Source organism: Crystallibacter permensis, assembly GCF_025960875.1.
GTDB lineage: Bacteria > Actinomycetota > Actinomycetes > Actinomycetales > Micrococcaceae > Crystallibacter > Crystallibacter permensis.
Genome location: NZ_JAODLR010000003.1, coordinates 225,029 through 244,871, shown reverse-complemented (window position 1 = coordinate 244,871; position 19,843 = coordinate 225,029). Strand labels below are relative to the sequence as shown.

The window sequence follows — 19,843 nt, the reverse complement described above, 5'->3', positions numbered from 1 at the left end:
ATAGTTCCTGACCGTTTTCGCGTTACGTAGTCTGCCGTCCCTACAGCACCACGAGGTCGTCCACGTGGATGACCTCGCGCTCGTACTGGCGCCCCAGGCTCGCCCCCAGCTCTCTGGTGGAGCGCCCCAGCATCCGGGGCAGCTCGTAGGAGGAGAAGTTGACGAGCCCGCGGGCAACGATGCGGCCGGCAGAGTCGGCGATTTCCACCGGGTCTCCCGGCTCGAAGGTGCCCTTGACCGACGTGATCCCGGCCGGCAGCAGCGAGCGGTGACGTTCGCGCACAGCCTGCACGGCGCCGTCGTCGATTGTCAGGCGGCCCTGGATGGTAGCCAGGTGCGCCAGCCAGAGCAGCCGCACCGGGCGGCGCGTGCCGTTGGTGCTGAACCAGGTGCCCACATCCTCGCCGGCTAAGGCCGCGGCCGCATTGGCCGTTGCGGTGACAAGCGCGGGAATGCCGGACTCCGCAGCCATGGCGGCGGCCTCGACTTTGGTCACCATTCCCCCGGTGCCCACACCGGCCTTGCCCGTGCGGCCGATGCTGATCCCGTCCAGATCGGCGGGCCCGGCAACGTGGGCGATGCGCTTGGCCCCGGCCTTCGGCGGCCCGTCATAGAGGGCATCGACGTCGGAAAGCAGGACCAGCGCATCGGCCTTGACCAGGTGGGCCACCAGTGCGGCCAACCGGTCATTGTCGCCGAACCGGATTTCATGCGTGGCCACGGTGTCGTTCTCATTAACCACAGGAACGACGCCGAGGTGCAGCAACCGGTTCAACGCGCGGTAGGCGTTCGCATAGTGCTGGCGGCGCATCAGGTCTTCGGCGGTCAGCAGCACCTGGCTGACGGCAACACCGTGGGCGCCGAAGGCTTGGGTATAGCGGGCCATCAAGAGCCCTTGGCCTACGCTCGCAGCCGCCTGCTGGGTGGCCAGGTCGCGGGGACGGCGTCCCAGCCCCAGCGGGGCCAGTCCGGCCGCGATGGCACCTGAGGAAACCAGGATCAGCTCCGTGCCGGTGTTGCGGCGCGCGGCCAGCACGTCCACCAGGGACAGCAACGCATCTTCGGCGATGCCCCCGGCCACGGAGGTCAGCGACGATGAGCCGACCTTGACTACTACCCTGCCGGCGGTCCGCAGCAGTGTACGGTCCGCCGGTTGAGCGCTAGCTTTCATCGTCTTCTTCCGATGCCCCGCTTCCGGCGTGGTGCTTGTAATTGACGGATTCGGTCCAGATGCCTGCCTTGCGCTCGGCTTCCAGCTCCGCGCGTGCCGCGGCCCTGGCGTCCTTGCGGTCCTGCTGTTCCTGGCGCTTCTGGCTGCGCGTGGGACGGCCGCTGAAGTCGTCGAGCCGGATATCGGTTCCGCGCGGTGCGCCGGCCAGCAGCTCGGCACCGCCCATCATGGTCGGCTCCCAGTCGAAGACAACGGCGTCGTCTTCGCCGATGACCACGGTGGATCCCGGCACGGCTCCGGCCTTGAAGAGTTTGTCCTCGACACCCAGTTTGGCCAGCCGGTCCGAGAGGTAGCCCACGGCCTCGTCGTTGTTGAAGTCGGTCTGCTTAACCCAGCGCTCCGGCTTCTCGCCGAGCACCCGGTACAGCGGCTCGAGGTTTTTCTCTTCCTTGCGGATGACGAATCCGGCTTCGTTGACGGCCCTGGGCCGCAGGACAACCTTGACCGGTGCCGGTGCGGCTGCCGCCTCCTGCCGTGCCGCCACGACGATGTCCGCCATGGCAAAGCTCAGTTGGCGCAGTCCCTCGTGGCTGACCGCAGAGATCTCGAAGACTTTGTAGCCGCGCTTCTCGAGTTCGGGCCGGACGAACTCCGCCATATCCTTGCCGTCGGGTACATCCACCTTGTTCAGCGCCACCAACCGGGGCCGCTCGTTCAAGGGCACGACGGCGCCGTCGGCACCGGCGTAGCTGAGGTCGACGGCGTAGGCAGCCAGTTCCGCCTCGATGGTCTCCAGATCGGAGATCGGGTCGCGGTCGGCTTCCAGGCTGGCGCAGTCGAGCACATGCACCAGGGCGGCGCACCGCTCCACGTGGCGCAGGAATTCGTGGCCCAGCCCCTTGCCTTCGCTGGCACCGGGGATCAGCCCGGGCACATCGGCGACGGTGAACCGCACGTCGCCGGCCTGGACTACACCCAGGTTCGGCACCAGTGTGGTGAACGGATAGTCGGCGATCTTCGGCCGGGCAGCACTCAAGGCCGCAATCAGGCTCGACTTACCGGCCGAGGGGAAACCCACCAGCGCGATATCCGCCACGGTCTTCAGCTCCAGCACGATGTCGCGCTCGTCGCCCGGTACACCGAGCAGTGCGAAGCCGGGCGCCTTGCGCTTCTGCGAGGACAGCGAGGCGTTGCCCAGCCCGCCCTGGCCACCGGCCGCCGCCACATACTCGGCACCTTCGCCAATAAGGTCGGCCAGCACTTCGCCGTCCTTGGTCTTGACCACGGTGCCGTCCGGGACAGGCAGGATCAGCGTTTCGCCGTTGCTGCCATGGCGCAGATCGCCCTTGCCAAAGTCGCCGTTGCTGGCGTGCCGGTGCGGTGCGTGGTGGTAGGACAGCAGGGTGGTGGTCTGCGAGTCGACCCGCAGGATGACGTCGCCGCCGTTGCCACCGTTACCGCCGTCCGGGCCGCCCAGCGGCTTGAACTTTTCACGCTTGACGGAAACACAGCCGTGGCCCCCGGTTCCACCGGATACATGCAATACAACCCGGTCAACGAAAGTTGCCACGTTTATCTCCTTTTACTTCAGGTGATCCCGGTTCACACCGGATGTGCCCATCAGTGATTCTAGTCTGGTTAAACACCAGTGAGGCGGACCCGCGGCCCGCCTCACTGGAAAGCTGAATTGCTGCCGAAAATTACTCGGCAGCTGCTGCAGCAACGATGTTCACAACGCGGCGTCCGCGGCGAGTACCAAACTCAACCGCACCGGCCTCGAGGGCGAACAGGGTGTCGTCGCCGCCACGGCCGACGTTGGCGCCCGGGTGGAAGTGGGTGCCGCGCTGGCGGACGATGATCTCGCCAGCGGAAACAACCTGGCCGCCGAAGCGCTTTACGCCCAAGAACTGAGCGTTGGAATCGCGACCGTTGCGAGTAGAGCTCGCACCTTTCTTATGTGCCATTTGCTATGCCTACCTTTTTTGTCTATGGAAACTGCTGGAAGCCTGCCGACCGCAATTACGCGATGGAGGTGACCTTGACCTTGGTCAGTTCTGAACGGTGACCCTGGCGCTTCTTGTAGCCGGTCTTGTTCTTGAACTTCTGGATGACAATCTTCGGCCCGCGAAGATTCTCAATGATCTCTGCAGTGACCTTGACCTTGGCCAGCTCATCAACTGCGGAGGTAACCTTGTCGCCATCGACCAGGAGCAGCGCGGGCAGCTCGAAGGTGCTACCGGCTCCACCGGGGACGCGGTCAAGGGTTACGAGGTCTCCGACGGAAACCTTTTCTTGGCGGCCGCCTGCGCGGACAATCGCGTACACCACTTGGGAACTCACTTCTCTCGACGTTTAATACAGTTATGCGCTTTGAATACAGGCGGTAAAAAGGATGCCTGCCAGCACTGTGCAGTGACGCCTACGGGATTTACCCTTCGAAGGCGTTCGCACCGAAGATCAAGATTACGCTATTTCCGCTATTTCCTGCAAATGACGCCCCGGCGGCGTGCCGCGGAACCGCACTGTTAGCTCGGCCACACCGGCCGCGGCTCACGCATGAAGCCTCGGCGCATCGAAAAAGCGGAGCTCGCAGTGGGCCGAATGCTCGAAGGCGGCCATCATGCGTGCGCGTTCCCGCTCCGGGATCTGCCGGGCAGCCGAGTCCATGATTGCCACGGCCTGCCGGGTGGCCTCTGCGAAATCGTCGTCCGCATAGGTCTCGATCCACGCGCCGTACGGGTGGTCGGAGGCTCCGGAGGACTTGTACCGGCCGTACAGTTCGCTGCCGACATGCGCATAGAGCCAGTAGCACGGCACCACGGCGGCCACCAGCTCGGCATAGCTCCCCGCAGCGCTGACGGCCAGCAGATGGTCCACGTAGGCCTTGGTGACCGGTCCTTGGTCCGGCGCGATGTCGCGCCCGGCGAGCCATTCGCGGTGCAGCTGCGCCTCGACTTCAAGGCAGTCGTGTGCGCCCTTGGCCCAGAACAGCTGTTCCTGCTCGGTGGGCGCCAGCGCGCTGGCCCGTGCCAGGGCGCGCGAGTAGCCATTGAGGTAAAGCGCGTCCTGGGCCAGGTAATAACCGAATTGCGATTCAGCGAGAGTCCCGGCCGCGAGCGACCGCACAAATTCCAGCTCCATGATTTCCGCCCGGATGCCGGCGGTGCGTTCCCAGGCTTCCGTGCTGAACCGGTCCGCCGGACGCGGCGTGTACTGGTGGAAATGGTGGATCGGCCCGCTGCCCTTCCCGACCTCCAGCTCGTCCGCGCGCACCAGCGCGCCGAACAGCCACTCCTTGACCTCTTTGAGCGACTCAGTCCAGTCCCCCGTCCGGGCCTGCACCGTCGCCATCGCTGCCGAGAGCGAGCAGCCGGTCCCGTGCGTGTTTTTCGTCCGCACCCGCCCGGAGCGGAATTCAACCACCTCGCCCGCCAGCCGGCCGTTCACATCTACCAGCGCATCGGGGCAGTCCTCCGCGGTCAGGTGTCCGCCCTTGACCAGGACCATGACGCCATGCCGGCGGGAGAGCTCCCTCCCCTGCGCCAGCGCCTCCTGCCAGTCAGCCGCGGGCTCGGCACCGAGCAGCACCGCCAGTTCCGGCAGGTTCGGCGTCACGAGGTGAGCCTGGTCGAGCAACCGGCGCAGCGCTTCCTCTGCGTCTGTGGCCAGCAGGCGGTCGCCGCTGGTGGCCACCATCACCGGGTCCAGAACAACGACGGCGGGGCTCACCTCAGCGAGCCAGCGGCCTACCGTTCCAATCACCTCGCTGTCACCGAGCATGCCGATCTTCACCGCGTCGATGCAGACGTCGTCGCTGACCGCCGCAAGCTGCTCGGCGAGGAAGGACGGCGGCGGTGTGTGGACCGAACGGACACCCTGAGTGTTCTGGGCCACCAGTGCAGTCACCGCGGCCATACCGTAGCCGCCGTTCGCCGCGATGCTCTTCAGGTCTGCCTGGATCCCGGCGCCCCCGGTCGGATCGGTCCCCGCAATGCTTAAAACCCTGGGGGTAGTTCGAATGGTCATGGCTGCTCCGTTGCTGCTCAGGGCGGAACGTGCACGGCAGAATTCCACAGCTGGCCAGCCAGTGGCCCGAAGACTGCAGCGACATCCCTCCGCCAGTCCTAACTGGTTCAGGTTCAACGGGTCTAAAATCTCAGCCGGCTAGTCGCCGGCACCCCGTGTCACTGCTGCCAGCCTAATGCATCAGGGGCGGTCCTTTCGACATGAAAGGACCGCCCCTGATACTTGGCAGCAATACTCAGTGCTGGATTAGAGTTCCGACGCAGGAACGCCGACTCCCAGAATGACCGGCTGCACCGGAGTCTTCTTCTCGGCCTCAGGCTTGGCCGCCGCTTCATCACGGCCCACCGACGCACTGGCGCCGCCCGCTCCGGACGGCTGAACCGCCGGGGCAGCCTTCGCGGACTGCTCCATGCCGTCCCGCTGCTCAATGGGTGCCTGATTCGCGGCTCCCTGGGGACTGCTTGCGGCACGACGACGGCGGCCGCGGCGCGCCGGCGGCGCCGTCGCCTCAGGTTTCGCCTCGGGCTTTGCCTCCGGTTCCGGCTCCGGTTTTGTGACGATCTCCGGACTTACCTTGTTGAAGGCATCCGTCAGGCTCGCCAGAGTCAGGGCCGGCTCCTCGCTGGCGGCCACCGGGCTGTGCTCGGCACGGGGCAGCACAACCTTTTCGCCGTTGATGGTCAAGACCGGCGCCTCGGGGGCGGCGGCCGGTTCTGCCTTCCGCGCAGCCGGTTCTGCCTTGAGCGCAGCCTCGTGTTCCTCCGCCTCATGGGCTGCGTGGGTTGCCGCAGCGATAGACGCCAGTGCGGCACGGGTCGCCTGCGCCTTGGCCTGCCGCTCGGCGTCGTCCTCATGCTCCGGTTCCGCAACAGCTTCCGGCGCCAAGGGCGCAGTGCCCTGATTGTTCTGGCTCTTGCTCCGGCGCTTTTCGCTGCGGGACGGCTTCTCCGGCCGCCCCGGCTTTTCGGCGCGGACAAGGTGCTGATGGTGCTCGGCGGCCACCGCGGCACGGCGGTGCTCCAGCGGTTCGTCATGGGTGACCACGCCGCGGCCGCCGCAATGCTCGCAGTTCTCGCCGAAGACCTCCAGCAGCCCGGTCCCCATCCGCTTGCGGGTCATCTGGACCAGGCCCAGGGACGTAACTTCGGCTACCTGGTGCTTGGTACGGTCCCGGCCCAGGCACTCCACCAGGCGGCGCAGCACCAGATCGCGGTTGGCCTCGAGCACCATGTCGATGAAGTCGATGACGATGATGCCGCCGATGTCGCGCAGGCGCAGCTGCCGGACAACTTCTTCGGCCGCTTCCAGGTTGTTCTTGGTGACGGTCTCTTCGAGGTTGCCGCCGGAACCGGTGAACTTGCCGGTATTGACGTCTACTACGGTCATGGCTTCGGTGCGATCAATCACCAGTGAGCCGCCGGAGGGCAGGAAGACCTTGCGTTCCAGGGCCTTGTGGATCTGTTCGTCGATCCGGTTCGCCGCGAAGATGTCTTCTGCGCCGGTCCACTTCTCCAGCCGGTCCACGAGGTCAGGTGCCACGTAGGTCACATAGGCTTCGATGGTGTCCCAGGCCTCTTCACCGGACACTATGAGCTTGGAGAAGTCCTCGTTGAAGACGTCGCGGACCACCTTGATGGTCAGGTCAGGCTCTGCGTAGAGCAGTTCCGGCGGTAGCGTCTTGTTGGAGGTCGACTTGCGTTCGATCCCTTCCCACTGCGCACGAAGCCGGTTGATATCGTTCATCAACTCTTCTTCGCTGGCGCCTTCGGCCGCGGTGCGGACAATAACGCCGGCGCCGTCCGGAACGTGTTCCTTCAGGATCTTCTTGAGCCGGTTGCGCTCCACGTCGGGCAGCTTCCGGGAGATGCCGGTCATGGAACCGCCGGGCACGTAGACCAGGAAGCGTCCGGGCAGCGAGATCTGGCTGGTCAGGCGTGCGCCCTTGTGGCCCACCGGATCCTTGGTGACCTGGACGAGCACCGAGTCGCCGGACTTCAGCGCGTTCTCGATCCGGCGGGGCTGGCCCTCCAGATGGGCGGCTTCCCAGTTGACTTCACCGGCGTACAGCACGGCATTGCGGCCGCGCCCGATGTCAACGAACGCCGCTTCCATGCTGGGCAGCACGTTCTGAACCTTGCCGACATAAACGTTGCCGATCAGGGAGTCCTGCTGTGTCTTGGACACGAAATGCTCGGCCAGCACGCCGTCTTCGAGGACACCGATCTGGATCCTGTCATCGCGCTGGCGGACAATCATCTGGCGGTCCACGGATTCACGCCGGGCCAGGAACTCTGCCTCGGTAATCACCTGGCGCCGCCGGCCGGTTTCGCGCGATTCACGCCGGCGCTGCTTCTTGGCCTCGAGGCGGGTGGAGCCCTTCACCGAGGAGACTTTGTCGCTCGGCGGGGTCTCGCTGACCGGACGGGGAGCGCGTACGCGGGTCACCGTGTTGGGCGGATCGTCGTCCTGCCCGCCGGTGAGTTCGAGATCCTGGTCGCCGCGGCGCCGACGACGACGGCGGCGGGCAGTTACGCCGTCGCCGGACTCCGCCGGCCCTTCTTCGGTATCTTCGCCCTGGGCCTCTGCCTCGGTCTCGGTGCCGGTTTCGACTGCGTCCGTGCGGTTCCGGCCCTTGCTGCGGCGGTTCCGGCGGCTGCGGCGGGGGCCGCTTTCTTCATCCTCGTCCGCCTCTTCCTCTGCGGCGGCCGGACGGACCGGGCGGACAGCGGTCAGATCCGGTGCGTGGAAGAGGACCTGTACGGGCGATTCGGGGACGGCGAAGGGACTCAGCACTGCCGGCTCGTTGTCCTCTTCGGGCTGTTCCTCTGCCGCCGGTGCGTTCTCCGGCGCCTGCGCGGCAACCGGCTCCGTGGACGGAGCTGGGGCGGACGTATCTGGGGCGGACGCATCCAGGTCGGCTGCGGCGGGGCTCTCCTGCGCGGCCTTCGGAGCCGCCGTCCGGCGGGCACGGGTGCGGGTACGCGTGGCGGGCTCGGCAGTTTCGGAGGAATCTGCCTCGCCGGCAGTGGTATCCGGTGCCGTGTCCCCAGCAGTTTCCTGCGAGGGCGTGCTTGCTGCACTGTCCGCGGCAACCTCCGGCGTTTCGGTCCGGGGCTGAGCCTTCCTGCGCTTGCGCGGTGTCTTGGCCTCAGCCGCGCCCTCAGCCGGCTCTGCTGCCGGCTCTGCATCGGCGGCGGCCATGGCGGGAGGCTCTGTCGGCATGGGCGGCACCGTGACGCCCGCTGCTGAATCTTCGTCGACCGGGGCCGATGCCGTCTTGCGGGTCCGGCGCACACGGGTCTTCGCCGGTGCGGCTTCTTCCCCGGCGCCCTGGCCAGCGGCTGCTTCCGACGGCTCCGCTGTGGCGTCCGTAGCCGCACCGGCGGTTTCCGCGGTGTTCTCCGTCCCGGCTGTCGGCGGGACCTCCGCTGTTTCCACCGCGGGCTTGCGTCGGGCGCGGGTGGCCCGCTTGACCGGCGCCTTGGCCGCAGTTTCGGTTTCTGGTGTTGCGATTGAGGCGGCGCTGTCTGTGCCCGCTGCTCCGGAAGTATCCGACTGATCGGATGTTGCCGGGTTTACCTGTTCATTATCCATTTATTACTGCACTCCAGCCCCTGGAGGCACCGGCCACATTCCGGCACCGCCAAGGAAAGTAGCCGGTTATCCTTCGGGCCACGTGGCCACCCGTCACCGGAAGTCCTTATCGTATCTCCCGAGCTCGCGCCAACTGTGGGGCGCGGTACACTCAGGGACCAGCGGCGCTTTTCCTACTACCGCATATATTCTCTTCATCGGTAGGGTCATCTGGCGGATTCCGCAGGGCCCATCCGGATGATGGGCTCCGACACCGGAAGCATCGCCGACAAACCTGGAAGCCTGTCGCTGGACCGGTAGTGGCATGTGGTTCCATTACCAGCCAAGAGCCATTCTCTCATATGGGCCCGGTTTTCGTTATCATTTGCCACTTCTGCAGCGGTTAGAATCGTCCCAGACATACCCCAATGGAAGAGGAGTCCGGTGAACCACCACGCGGCCCATGCCGAAACCGGCGCAGAAACCGTCCCGGCCGGACATCGTCCTGACAGCGCCGTGGCAGTACATTCGCGGCACAAACCCTTCGCTTGGCTCCTGCTCGCCACCGGCGTCGTCGGTTGGATCGCCTCGGCCATCCTGGTTCTGGAGCGGCTGGCCGTCTACGAAGACCCGAGCCACATCACGAGCTGCGACGTCAATCCGTGGGTCTCCTGCGGCGAAGTCTTCAAAACCTGGCAGGCGGCGATTTTCGGCTTCCCGAATCCGCTGATCGGGATCGTGGCCTTTGCCGTTCCGATTACGACGGCGATAGCGATGCTCGCCGGTGCCCGGCTCCGCCGCTGGTACTGGATCGGCCTGCAGGCCGGAGTGACGCTGGGTTTCATCTTCGTGGTCTGGCTGTGGAGCCAGGCGCTGTTCGATATCTTCATCCTGTGCATCTACTGCATCGTGGTCTGGGCCATGATGATCCCGATGTTCGTCATGGTCACCGTTCGCAACCTGGGCCACGGGGTGATCAAGGCACCGGCTGGTGTGGTCGCCTTCGCCAGCGACTGGGCATGGACCTTGACGATCATCCTCTGGGTAGCCACGGCGGCGAGCGTTTTCATCCGCTTTATGAACGTCTTCCTCGGCGGCTGAGGCCGGCGGCAGTGAACTGCCGGTGATCCCCTATGGCAAAGGCCGCGCACATCCGGAAGGATGTACGCGGCCTTTGCCGTTTGCAGCCGACCGGCTGCGGGAGGTTCAGCTGAACCAGATGCCGATCTCGCGCTCCGCGGACTCCGTCGAATCCGAACCGTGGACGAGGTTCTGCTGGACCTTCAGGCCCCAGTCGCGGCCGAGGTCGCCGCGGATGGTCCCCGGCGCCGCCGCCGTCGGTTCCGTGGACCCGGCCAACGAGCGGAAACCCTCGATCACGCGCTGTCCTTCGAAGACGGCTGCCGCAACCGGCCCGCTGAGCATGAACTCCACCAGCGGCTCGTAGAACGGCTTGCCGACGTGCTCGGCGTAGTGCTGTTCCAGCAGTTCACGGGTTGCGTTGACCAGTTTCAGCTCGACGAGCTTGTATCCCTTGGCTTCCACCCGGGCCAGGATGGTCCCGGTCAGCCCGCGGGTCACACCGTCCGGCTTGACCAGTACAAGAGTGCGTTCAACGCTCACGTTTTCTTCTCCTCAAATCGCTTCAATTCTGGCTCGAGAGCCCGTTCAATCCTATGCGAACGGGCCGGGGCTAGTTTCCTGCTGCCTCCGGGCCCGGCGTTGGCCCGTCCTGCGGGTGGGTCCGTTCCCATTCGGCCTGTTCGGCGTCGCGCTGGGCATTCTCCCGGTCCAGCCGGATGCCCGTCCTGATCCCGTACCACCACGTCAGCGCGAACAGCACGCCGACGACAAACATCATCGGCTCGACGAACCCGGTAGCGATGATCAGCAGCTGCAGGATCCAGCCCAGGGCGATTCCTGCCGGCTTGCGGAGCAGCGCGCAGCAAAGAACCAGCACCAGCGCCAGCGCAATACCGACGCTGAGAATCACCGGCTGCGGGAAGCGGTCCTTGTGCAGTCCGAAAGCCACGAGTGTTCCGAAGAACACGACGAAGGCCTCCAGCAGGAGCACGGTCGAGGCGAACATGACCTTGATGGAACGTCGCTTCTTCGGCATGTCCGGACGCCATTCACGTTGTGCTTTTGTCAGTTTTGCCATGTGTTATTTCCCCAGCAGTATGCGTGCGTCGGCGACCAAGGTGATGGACCCTGTGATCAGGACTCCGCCGGCGAGGTCGTTCTGTGATTCGGCCCGTTCCACCGCCCACTCAATCGCGTCATCCAGCTTCTGGGCCACGTGGATGGAACCCTCGGCAAAGCCTGCGGCCATCGCATCTTCCGCCAACTGCTCCGCCGGGATGGCGCGCGGCGAGTTGGACACGGTCACGCAGATCTCGTCCACCAGATCGCCCAAGTGTTCCTTCAACTGCTCGAGCAGCCCGATGGCATCCTTTTCCCGCAGCACACCGACGATCGGCACCAGCCGCGAGAGGTTGAAGGCCTCCTTTACTGCGGCCGCTGTGGCGCGCATGCCGTCCGGGTTGTGGGCCGCGTCGACTATCACGGTGGGCGCGGTCCGGACCACTTCGAGGCGGCCCGGCGAGGTGACCTGGCTGAACCCCTCGCGCAGCAGTTCGATGTTCAGTTCCTTCACGCCGCCGCCCAGGAACGCCTCAAGGGCGGCCACGGCAACCGCGGCATTCTGCGCCTGGTGCGCCCCGTGCAGCGGCAGCAGCAGGTCTTCGTAGCGTCCCGCCAGACCGGCGATGGTCAGCTGCTGTCCGCCGACGGCCATGAGCCGGGACTCGACGCCGAATTCGACTCCTTCGAACCGGAACGGCACGCCCACGTCCTGGGCTTTCTCCAGCAGCACCTGGGCCGCATCGGCCGGCTGGGCCGCGCTGATCAGGAAACTGCCTGGCTTGATGATCCCGGCTTTCTCCAACGCGATCTCTTCGGTGGTCTCCCCCAGCAGGTCCGTGTGGTCCAGCGAAATCGGCGTGATGACGGAAACCTGGCCGTCGATCACATTGGTAGCATCCGTGATGCCGCCAAGTCCCACTTCGATGACCGCCACCTCGACCGGTTCGTCCGCAAAAACGGCGATGGCCAGAATGGTGACGCACTCGAAATACGTCAGCCGCGGCTCGCTGGCAGCGGCCAGTTCGGTATCGACGATTTCGAGGTAGGGACGGATTTCATCCCAAATGCGCACGAAGGTCTCGTCCCTGACAGGCTCACCGTCGATGCTGATCCGCTCGGTCACCTTGGTCAGATGCGGGCTGGTGTAGCGCCCGGTCCGCAGACCATGGGCGCGCAGTCCAGCTTCAATAATGCGGGCCGTGGACGTCTTGCCGTTCGTACCGGTCAGATGGATGCTGGCGAACGCCTTGTTCGGCTCCCCCAGGATCTCCATGGCCCGGTAAAGGGGCTCCATCCGTGGCTCCATCTTGTTTTCCGGAGCACGGCTGAGCAGTTCTGCGTAGACACTCTCTACGCCGAATTCGTCGCTCATGATTTTCCCTCGACCTTCTCGACAGTGACTTCCTGGCCGTTGTCCGAGGGCACCAGCACCAGCTCGACGGTCAGTGTTTCTTCGGAAACCAACGACTCATGCGTGCCCAAGGCATCCAGCACCGGCTGCTCCGCGCTGACTGTGGTGCGGATCCTGTCGCTGACCACCAGATCGGCGTCCTTGCGGGCTTGCTGGATGGTACGGACAAAGTCGCGCGCCACACCCTCGGCTTCCAGATCCGGGGTCACTTCCGTGTTCAGCACCACGAAACCGCCGCCGGGCAGCACCGCGACGGAGGCAGAACCTCCGCCGGCGCTGTCCGTCACGACCGTTTCCAGCGTGTATTCCTGCGGCTGGAGTTCCAGCCCACCCGCGGTGACCGTACCGGCGTCGTCCACGGACCAATCTCCGGATTTGGACGCCTTGATGGCGGTCTGGACATCTTTGCCCAGCCGCGGGCCTGCGGCCCGGGCATTGACCACAAGCTTCTGCTCGATGCCGAACTCCTCGGGGGAAGCGGTACCGGCGTCGATCAGGCGGACGGACTTGATGTTCAGCTCGTCCTTGATGATGTCCTCGTATCCGCCGGCCAGCTCTTCGGCACCGGCAGCGACGACGGTCAGTTCGGACAGCGGCAGCCGCACCCGCAGGTTCGCTGCCTTGCGTAGGCTGGAACCCGCGGAGCAGATGATCCGGGTGCTCTCCATCCGGGTGACCAGATCCTCCTTGGCGGGGAACATGCCGGCGTCGGGCCATTCCGCCAGGTGCACCGAACGGCCTCCGGTGAGGCCGCGCCAGATTTCCTCGGTCACCAGGGGAAGCAGCGACGCCGCGGAACGGCACACCGCTTCGAGGCAGGTGAAGAGCACGTCGAACGCGTCCTGGTCCTCGTCGAAGAACCGCTGGCGGCTGCGGCGCACGTACCAGTTGGTCAGCGTGTCCAGATACTCGCGCAGTGCGTCGCAGGCTCCGGAGACGTCGTAGCTGTCCAGGCTCTCCGTGATGGAGCGCACCAGGTCCCCGGTGTGGGCCAGGATGTACTGGTCCAGCGAGTCCAGGGACTCGATCCGGGCAGTGTCGCCGGCAACGGACTTCGCCTCGTAGCCGGCACCGTTTTCCGCGGTGTTGGTGTAGAGCTTGAAGAAGTGCCACACGTTCCACAACGGCAGGATGACCTGGCGGACGCCGTCGCGGATACCCTGTTCGGTGACGATGAGGTTGCCGCCGCGCAGGATCGGCGAGGACATCAGGAACCAGCGCATGGCGTCGGAACCGTCGCGGTCCAGCACCTCGGAGACGTCCGGGTAGTTGTGCAGGCTCTTGGACATCTTCTGCCCGTCCGAACCAAGCACAATGCCATGGCTGATCACGTTGCGGAACGCCGGCCGGTCGAAGAGCGCGGTAGCCAGGATGTGCAGGGTGTAGAACCAGCCGCGGGTCTGGCCGATGTACTCGACAATGAAGTCGCCCGGGTTGTGGTGCTCAAACCAGTCCTGGTTTTCGTGCGGGTAGTGGACCTGCGCGTACGGCATCGAGCCCGAATCGAACCAGACGTCCAGCACATCTTCCACGCGCCGCATGGTGGACTGGCCGGTGGGGTCGTCCGGGTTGGGCCGGGTGAGTTCGTCGATGAAGGGCCGGTGCAGGTCCGGCTCGCCCGCCTCGTTCAGCGGCAGCCGGCCGAAGTCGGCTTCGATCTCGGCCAGTGAACCGTAGACGTCCTGGCGCGGGTAGTCCGGGTTGTCCGATTCCCAGACCGGAATGGGGCTGCCCCAGTACCGGTTGCGGCTGATGGACCAGTCGCGGGCGTTTTCCAGCCACTTGCCGAACTGTCCGTCCTTGACGTTGTCCGGGATCCAGTTGATCTGCTGGTTCAGCTCGACCATCCGGTCCTTGATCTTGGTGACCTCGACGTACCAGGAGGAGATGGCGCGGTAGATCAGCGGGTTCCGGCAGCGCCAGCAGTGCGGGTAGCTGTGTTCGAAGCTGGCCTGGCGGACCAGCCGGCCTTGGGCCTTGAGGACACGGGTGATCGGCTTGTTGGCCTCGAAGACCTGCAGTCCGGCGATCTCCGAGAGCGGCCCCTCGCTGAAGTAGGGCAGGAATTTGGCGCCCTCGTCCACGGAAACAATGACGGGGATGCCGTGAGCTTCGCAGACCCTCTGGTCGTCTTCACCGTAGGCCGGAGCCTGGTGCACCAGACCGGTACCGTCGGTGGTGGTCACATAGTCCGCCACGACGAAGCGCCAGGACGTCCCGGTGCCCCATTTCTCGGCGTCCGTGTAGTAGTCCCAGAGCGGCTCGTACTGCAAGCCATCCAACTGGGCGCCGGTGTAGGTGGCGGAGACGGCGTCGGCCGCGGCAGCGCCGTCGTCGTACCCCAGGTCCTTCGCGTAGCTGGCCAGCAGGTCCTGCGCGATGAGGAACTTCTCCCCCTCGGCGGTGCTGCCGTTGGGACCAACGGGGACCACAGCGTAGATGATCTCAGGCCCGACGGCGAGGGCCTGGTTGGTGGGCAGGGTCCAGGGCGTGGTGGTCCAGGCCAGGGCGTTGACGCCGGCCAGCTCGCGGCTGAGCGCGCTTTCACCCGCGACGATTGGGAAGGTCACGGTGACCGTCTGGTCCTGGCGGTTCTTGTAGACGTCGTCGTCCATACGCAGCTCATGGTTGGACAGCGGCGTCTCGTCCTTCCAGCAGTAAGGCAGCACGCGATAGCCGCTATAGGTCAGGCCCTTCTCGTGCAGCTGCTTGAACGCCCAGATCACCGACTCCATGTACTCGACGTTGAGCGTCTTGTAGTCGTTCTCGAAGTCCACCCAGCGGGCCTGGCGGGTCACGTAGGCCTGCCATTCGCTGGCATACTTCATCACCGAGGTGCGGCAGGCATCGTTGAACTTGTCGATGCCCATGGTTTCGATCTGCTGCTTGTCGGTCATGCCGAGCTGCTTCATCGCTTCCAGTTCGGCGGGCAGGCCGTGGGTGTCCCAGCCGAACCGGCGTTCAACCCGCTTGCCGCGCTGGGTCTGGTACCGGCCGACAATGTCCTTGACGTAGCCGGTCAGCAGGTGGCCGTAGTGCGGCAGGCCGTTGGCAAAGGGCGGGCCGTCGTAGAAGACGAACTCGTTGGCGCCGTTCTCGCCGGCGTCGCGCTGGTCGATGGAGGCCTGGAAGGTGCCGTCTTCTTTCCAGTACTTGAGCACCAGTTCCTCGATCTCCGGGAACTTCGGGGAGCTCTGGGCGGCGGCTGCGCCGGCGGTGGTGGCCTTGGGATAAATCTGGGGCATATTCGTCATCCTGGACAGCTAGCAAGCGTGGACACTTCCTGCGAGGACGTGCTCTGAACCAAGCAGCCGTGCCAGTTGTCTCAACTAGCCCGGCGGCCGGGAGCGGAACCCGCGGTACCACCTCACTTGCTGACCTCCCCGGGCTCCTCACGGGAACCTGAAGGGGCAGCCCCTCATTCACTGCTGTGACGGGCTTACCCGTCCGGTTCTACTGGGTGCCGCGCCGGTTGGCAGGCACTTTTCTTCCGGAAGCTCACCGGTGATGGCCGGGTCCAAGCTGTTGCCTTCCAGTTTAGATGGCTGCGGGCTCCAATGTCGAAACATCGGCGGCCGGGTGCCGGTTTCAGCGCCGGATCAGCTTGTGTGCCGCTGCTTGAGCGACCGGCCGGATGACCACCTGGTCCAAGTTGATGTGATGCGGCAGGTTCAGCGAATAGGCGACGACGTCGGCCACATCTGCAGCAACCAGGGGCTTGTCCACGCCCTGGTAGATCTTGTCGGCCGCGGTCCGGTCACCGCCGAGCCGGTTGAGCGAGAACTCCTCGGTGCGGACCAGACCCGGGGCGATCTCGATCACTCGGACGTTGTGTTCTGCCTCTTCGAGCCGCAGGGTGTTCGCCATCGAGTGCTCCGCGAACTTGGCCGCCACGTATCCGCCGCCGCCTTCGTAAGCCGCCAGTCCCGCCGTCGACGTCAGTAGCAGCACGGAACCTTCGCCGTTTTCACGCAGTGCCGGGAGGAATCCCTGGATCATGCGTAGCGTGCCGAGGACGTTGACGTTGTACATGCGTTCCCAGTCGGCCAGCTTGCCCTCAAGCATCGATTCCGTGCCGAAGGCGCCGCCGGCGATATTGACCAGCGCATCGATGCCGCCGGTTGCCAGCACATCCTCGACCAGACGGCCCACGGAGGCAGCATCGGTAATGTCGGCGGCATAAGCGGTGGCCCCGGTTTCGGCGGCCAGGTCTTCGAGCCGCTCTGCTCTCCGCGCAACCGCGATCACGTCCCAGCCACTGGCGCGCAGCGCCCTCACTGATGCCTCGCCGATGCCTGAACTTGCCCCGGTTACCACTGCACGTTTGCTCACAGGACCAGCGTAAGCAGTCAGGTGCTCAATCGCGCGTTTAAGTACTCTTGTAACACGACCGCCTGGTTGTGCTCTTCGTCCTTGGCGCCGAAGAGCAATGTCATCGGGTCATGTTCGCCGGCGGCATCGATCAGGTCCTGGACAGCGTCGGACTGCCGCAACTCCTTGCGGTAGGCCTGGGCAAAGTCATCGAATTTCTCCGGATCGTGGCCGAACTCTTTGCGGAGCCCGTCGGAGGGACCGACGTCTTTGAGCCATAGGTCGATGTGTGCGTCTTCTTTCTTGATGCCCCGCGGCCACAGCCGGTCCACCAGCACCCGGTATCCGTCCGCTGGATCGGGTTCTTCGTAGATGCGTTTGATCCGGATGCTTCCCATAGCCGCATGCTACGCCGGACGGCGTGCTTCCGACAGAAGCCTTGCCAGCAAGCCCGGATGGCGGATATGAATCTGCTCCCGCTGTCGTGGGAGAATGACCCCCATGGCTGAACATGAACCGGGCACAGACACGCCCGCAATCGTAAATGTCCCCGACAAGCCGGCCCTCGAAGGCCTCGAGGCTGTCCTCACCCAGCGGTGGCGCGAGGAAGGAACCTACAAGTTCAACCCGGACACTACCCGGGAACAGGTCTACTCGATCGACACTCCCCCGCCGACCGCGTCGGGTTCGCTGCATGTGGGCCACATGTTCTCCTACACGCAGACAGACGTTCTGGCCCGTTTCCAACGTATGCAGGGCAAGAACGTCTTCTATCCGATGGGCTGGGATGACAACGGCCTGCCCACCGAACGTCGCGTACAGAATTTCTACGGTGTCCGCTGTGATCCGTCCGTGCCGTACAATCCCGATTACCAGCCACCGGCCAAGCCCGCAAAGAACCAGCGTGATTTCGACGTCGTGTCCCGGCGGACTTTCATAGAGCTCTGCGAGGAGCTCGCCGTCGAGGACGAGAAGGTCTTTGAAAACCTCTTCAGCACGCTCGGCCTTTCCGTCGACTGGGAACTGACCTACCGGACCATCGACGACGTTTCCCGTTCCGTCTCCCAGCGTGCCTTCCTGGCCAATCTGACCGCCGGCGACGCCTACATGGCCGAAGCCCCGACGCTATGGGACGTCACGTTCCGCACTGCCGTTGCCCAGGCGGAACTCGAAGACCGGGAAATGACCGGGGCCTACTACCGTTATGCCTTCGAAACGCCGGCCGGCGAGAAGATCCACATCGAAACCACCCGGCCCGAGCTGCTGGCCGCATGTGTGGCACTCGTCGCGCACCCCGACGACGAGCGCTACCAGCCGCTGTTCGGCACGAAAGTGAAGTCCCCGTTGTTCGACGTCGAGGTAGAGGTGAAACCCCACCCGCTGGCCAAGCCCGACAAGGGCGCCGGCATCGCCATGGTCTGTACTTTCGGCGACCTCACCGACGTCACCTGGTGGCGTGAACTGCAGTTGCCTACCCGGGCCATTGTGGGACGGGACGGCCGCATCGCAGCCGAGACGCCTGAGTGGATCACTTCGGACGAGGGCAAGGCCAATTACGCCGAGATCGCCGGCAAAACCGTCTTCTCCGCCAAGGAAAAGGTCGTCGAACTGCTGGACGCAGCCGGAGAGCTGGACGGCGAGCCGAAGAAGATGTCCCATCCGGTCAACTTCTATGAAAAGGGCGACAAGCCGCTCGAGGTCGTCACGTCGCGCCAGTGGTACATCCGCAACGGCGGCCGCGACGCAGAACGCCGGGAGCGGCTGATCGGCCGCGGCCGGGACATCGAGTTCCACCCGTCCTTCATGCGTTCCCGCTACGAGAACTGGATCGAAGGCCTCAACGGTGACTGGCTGGTCTCCCGCCAGCGTTTCTTCGGAGTTCCGATCCCGGTCTGGTACCCCTTGGACTCCGCAGGAAACCCGGATTACGACAATCCGGTGCTGCCGGCGGACGAGATGCTGCCGGTGGATCCCGCCGCGGAAGCAGCCCCGGGTTACGACGAATCCCAGCGCGACGTTCCCGGCGGTTTTACCGGGGACGCCGATGTCCTGGATACCTGGGCCACCTCCTCACTGACCCCTCAGATTGTGGGCAAATGGAGCCGCGACGAAGAGTTCTTCGGCAAGGTCTTTCCGTTCGACCTGCGTCCGCAGGGCCACGACATCATCCGGACCTGGCTCTTCTCCACCGCTGTGCGCGCGGATGCGCTCAACAACTGCGCGCCGTGGAAGCATGCCGCGATTTCCGGCTGGATCCTGGACCCGGACCGCAAGAAGATGTCTAAGTCCAAGGGCAACGTCGTGGTTCCTACGGATGTCCTTGAGCAGTTCGGTGCTGACGCGGTGCGTTACTGGGCCGCTTCGGCCAAGCTGGGTGCGGACACGGCCTACGAAATCGCACAGATGAAGATCGGCCGCAGGCTGGCCATCAAGCTGCTCAACGCCTCCAAGTTTGTGCTGAATCTGGGGGCCACGGAAACGTCGGTCATCTCCTCCGACGCATCGGTGATCACTAACCCGCTGGACAAGTCACTGCTGGGCCAGTTGGCCGATGTGGTTGAGCAGGCCACCGCGGCATTCGAGAAGTACGACTACGCCCGGGCGCTCCAGATCAGCGAGAGCTTCTTCTGGTCCTTCACCGACGATTATGTCGAACTGATCAAGGACCGCGCCTACGGCGGTGCCGGTGAGGCAGAGCAGGCCAGTGTGCTGGCCACGCTGGCCACAACCCTGGACGCCCTGCTGCGGCTCTTCGCTCCCTTCCTGCCGTTCGCCACTGAAGAAGTGTGGGGATGGTGGCGCGCCGGTTCCGTCCACCGCACCGAATGGCCGACGACGGCGGCACTGTCGGGTATCGCCGCGGACGCCGACAAGGATTTGCTCGGCACGGTCGGTCTGGCCCTCGGCGGCATCCGGAAGGCCAAGTCCGAGGCCAAGGTCAAGCAGCGCACTGAGGTAGTGACGGCTTTGATCAGCGGATCAGCGAAGCAGGTGGCACAGCTGGAAGCCGGTCTGGGCGATCTGAAGGCGGCAGGCAACGCCAGTGAGCTGAAGCTCACGGAGGCGGACGGTGAACTGACAGTCTCCGGCGTCGAACTCGCCGCAGCTGAAGAGCCGGCGTAATAAGCCTTTAACGAGGGGAAGCCCCATCAGCGTTTAGCCGTTGGTGGGGCTTCGACTCGACGATTCGTATAGTGACATTCAGA

At 64.9% G+C, this 19,843-nt stretch carries 14 protein-coding genes and 1 riboswitch; of the genes, 2 read left to right on the top strand and 12 right to left on the bottom strand.

Annotation, left to right across the window (positions count from 1 at the left end; genetic code table 11):
• Positions 1-40: 40 nt before the first annotated feature.
• From proB to B0G38_RS05215, 6 genes are all read right to left on the bottom strand, one after another.
• Positions 41-1,171: a glutamate 5-kinase gene (gene proB / locus B0G38_RS05240; protein ID WP_264668456.1), complete on the bottom strand. Its 1,131-nt coding sequence runs from the start codon at positions 1,169-1,171 to the stop codon at positions 41-43.
• Positions 1,161-2,741, bottom strand: a complete 1,581-nt coding sequence (gene obgE, locus B0G38_RS05235) for a GTPase ObgE (protein ID WP_264668455.1) — start codon at positions 2,739-2,741, stop codon at positions 1,161-1,163. The genes proB and obgE overlap by 11 nt, the downstream gene beginning before the upstream one ends.
• A gap of 130 nt (positions 2,742-2,871) precedes the next feature.
• Positions 2,872-3,135 carry a 50S ribosomal protein L27 gene (rpmA, locus tag B0G38_RS05230; RefSeq protein ID WP_169996650.1) on the bottom strand — a complete coding sequence of 88 codons (264 nt, stop codon included), beginning with the start codon at positions 3,133-3,135 and terminating at the stop codon, positions 2,872-2,874.
• 55 nt (positions 3,136-3,190) lie between these two features.
• A complete protein-coding gene (gene rplU / locus B0G38_RS05225; protein WP_169996755.1) occupies positions 3,191-3,499 on the bottom strand; it encodes a 50S ribosomal protein L21 in 309 nt (102 codons plus the stop codon).
• Between the two features lie 222 nt (positions 3,500-3,721).
• Complete coding sequence (gene thiD, locus B0G38_RS05220; protein WP_264668454.1) at positions 3,722-5,197, bottom strand: bifunctional hydroxymethylpyrimidine kinase/phosphomethylpyrimidine kinase; 1,476 nt, start codon at positions 5,195-5,197, stop codon at positions 3,722-3,724.
• Between the two features lie 67 nt (positions 5,198-5,264).
• Positions 5,265-5,363: riboswitch (TPP riboswitch) on the bottom strand.
• Between the two features lie 80 nt (positions 5,364-5,443).
• Positions 5,444-8,791: an Rne/Rng family ribonuclease gene (locus B0G38_RS05215; protein WP_264668453.1), complete on the bottom strand. Its 3,348-nt coding sequence runs from the start codon at positions 8,789-8,791 to the stop codon at positions 5,444-5,446.
• A 495-nt stretch (positions 8,792-9,286) separates the two neighbouring features.
• On the opposite strand from B0G38_RS05215, the gene B0G38_RS05210 reads away from it, so the two are divergent.
• Positions 9,287-9,871, top strand: a complete 585-nt coding sequence (locus B0G38_RS05210) for a vitamin K epoxide reductase family protein (protein WP_264668560.1) — start codon at positions 9,287-9,289, stop codon at positions 9,869-9,871.
• Positions 9,872-9,976: 105 nt separating this feature from the next.
• Here B0G38_RS05210 and ndk read toward each other — a convergent pair whose 3' ends face one another.
• The 6 genes from ndk to B0G38_RS05180 form a co-directional block, all read right to left on the bottom strand.
• Positions 9,977-10,393 (bottom strand): nucleoside-diphosphate kinase, encoded by a 417-nt coding sequence (gene ndk / locus B0G38_RS05205; RefSeq protein ID WP_264668452.1) that lies wholly within the window; start codon positions 10,391-10,393, stop codon positions 9,977-9,979.
• Between the two features lie 70 nt (positions 10,394-10,463).
• Positions 10,464-10,931, bottom strand: a complete 468-nt coding sequence (locus B0G38_RS05200; protein WP_264668451.1) for a DUF4233 domain-containing protein — start codon at positions 10,929-10,931, stop codon at positions 10,464-10,466.
• A 3-nt stretch (positions 10,932-10,934) separates the two neighbouring features.
• Positions 10,935-12,287 carry a bifunctional folylpolyglutamate synthase/dihydrofolate synthase gene (locus B0G38_RS05195; protein WP_264668450.1) on the bottom strand — a complete coding sequence of 451 codons (1,353 nt, stop codon included), beginning with the start codon at positions 12,285-12,287 and terminating at the stop codon, positions 10,935-10,937.
• On the bottom strand, positions 12,284-15,571 hold the full coding sequence (gene ileS, locus B0G38_RS05190) for an isoleucine--tRNA ligase (protein WP_413542028.1): 3,288 nt from the start codon (positions 15,569-15,571) through the stop codon (positions 12,284-12,286). The genes B0G38_RS05195 and ileS overlap by 4 nt, the downstream gene beginning before the upstream one ends.
• 343 nt (positions 15,572-15,914) lie before the next feature.
• Positions 15,915-16,658 (bottom strand): SDR family oxidoreductase, encoded by a 744-nt coding sequence (locus B0G38_RS05185; RefSeq protein ID WP_264668448.1) that lies wholly within the window; start codon positions 16,656-16,658, stop codon positions 15,915-15,917.
• Between the two features lie 17 nt (positions 16,659-16,675).
• The gene (locus tag B0G38_RS05180) at positions 16,676-17,035 is read right to left on the bottom strand and encodes a DUF488 domain-containing protein (RefSeq protein WP_264668447.1); all 360 of its coding nucleotides are present in this window, start codon (positions 17,033-17,035) and stop codon (positions 16,676-16,678) included.
• 103 nt (positions 17,036-17,138) lie between these two features.
• On the opposite strand from B0G38_RS05180, the gene valS reads away from it, so the two are divergent.
• Positions 17,139-19,760: a valine--tRNA ligase gene (valS, locus tag B0G38_RS05175; RefSeq protein WP_264668446.1), complete on the top strand. Its 2,622-nt coding sequence runs from the start codon at positions 17,139-17,141 to the stop codon at positions 19,758-19,760.
• Positions 19,761-19,843: the final 83 nt, after the last annotated feature.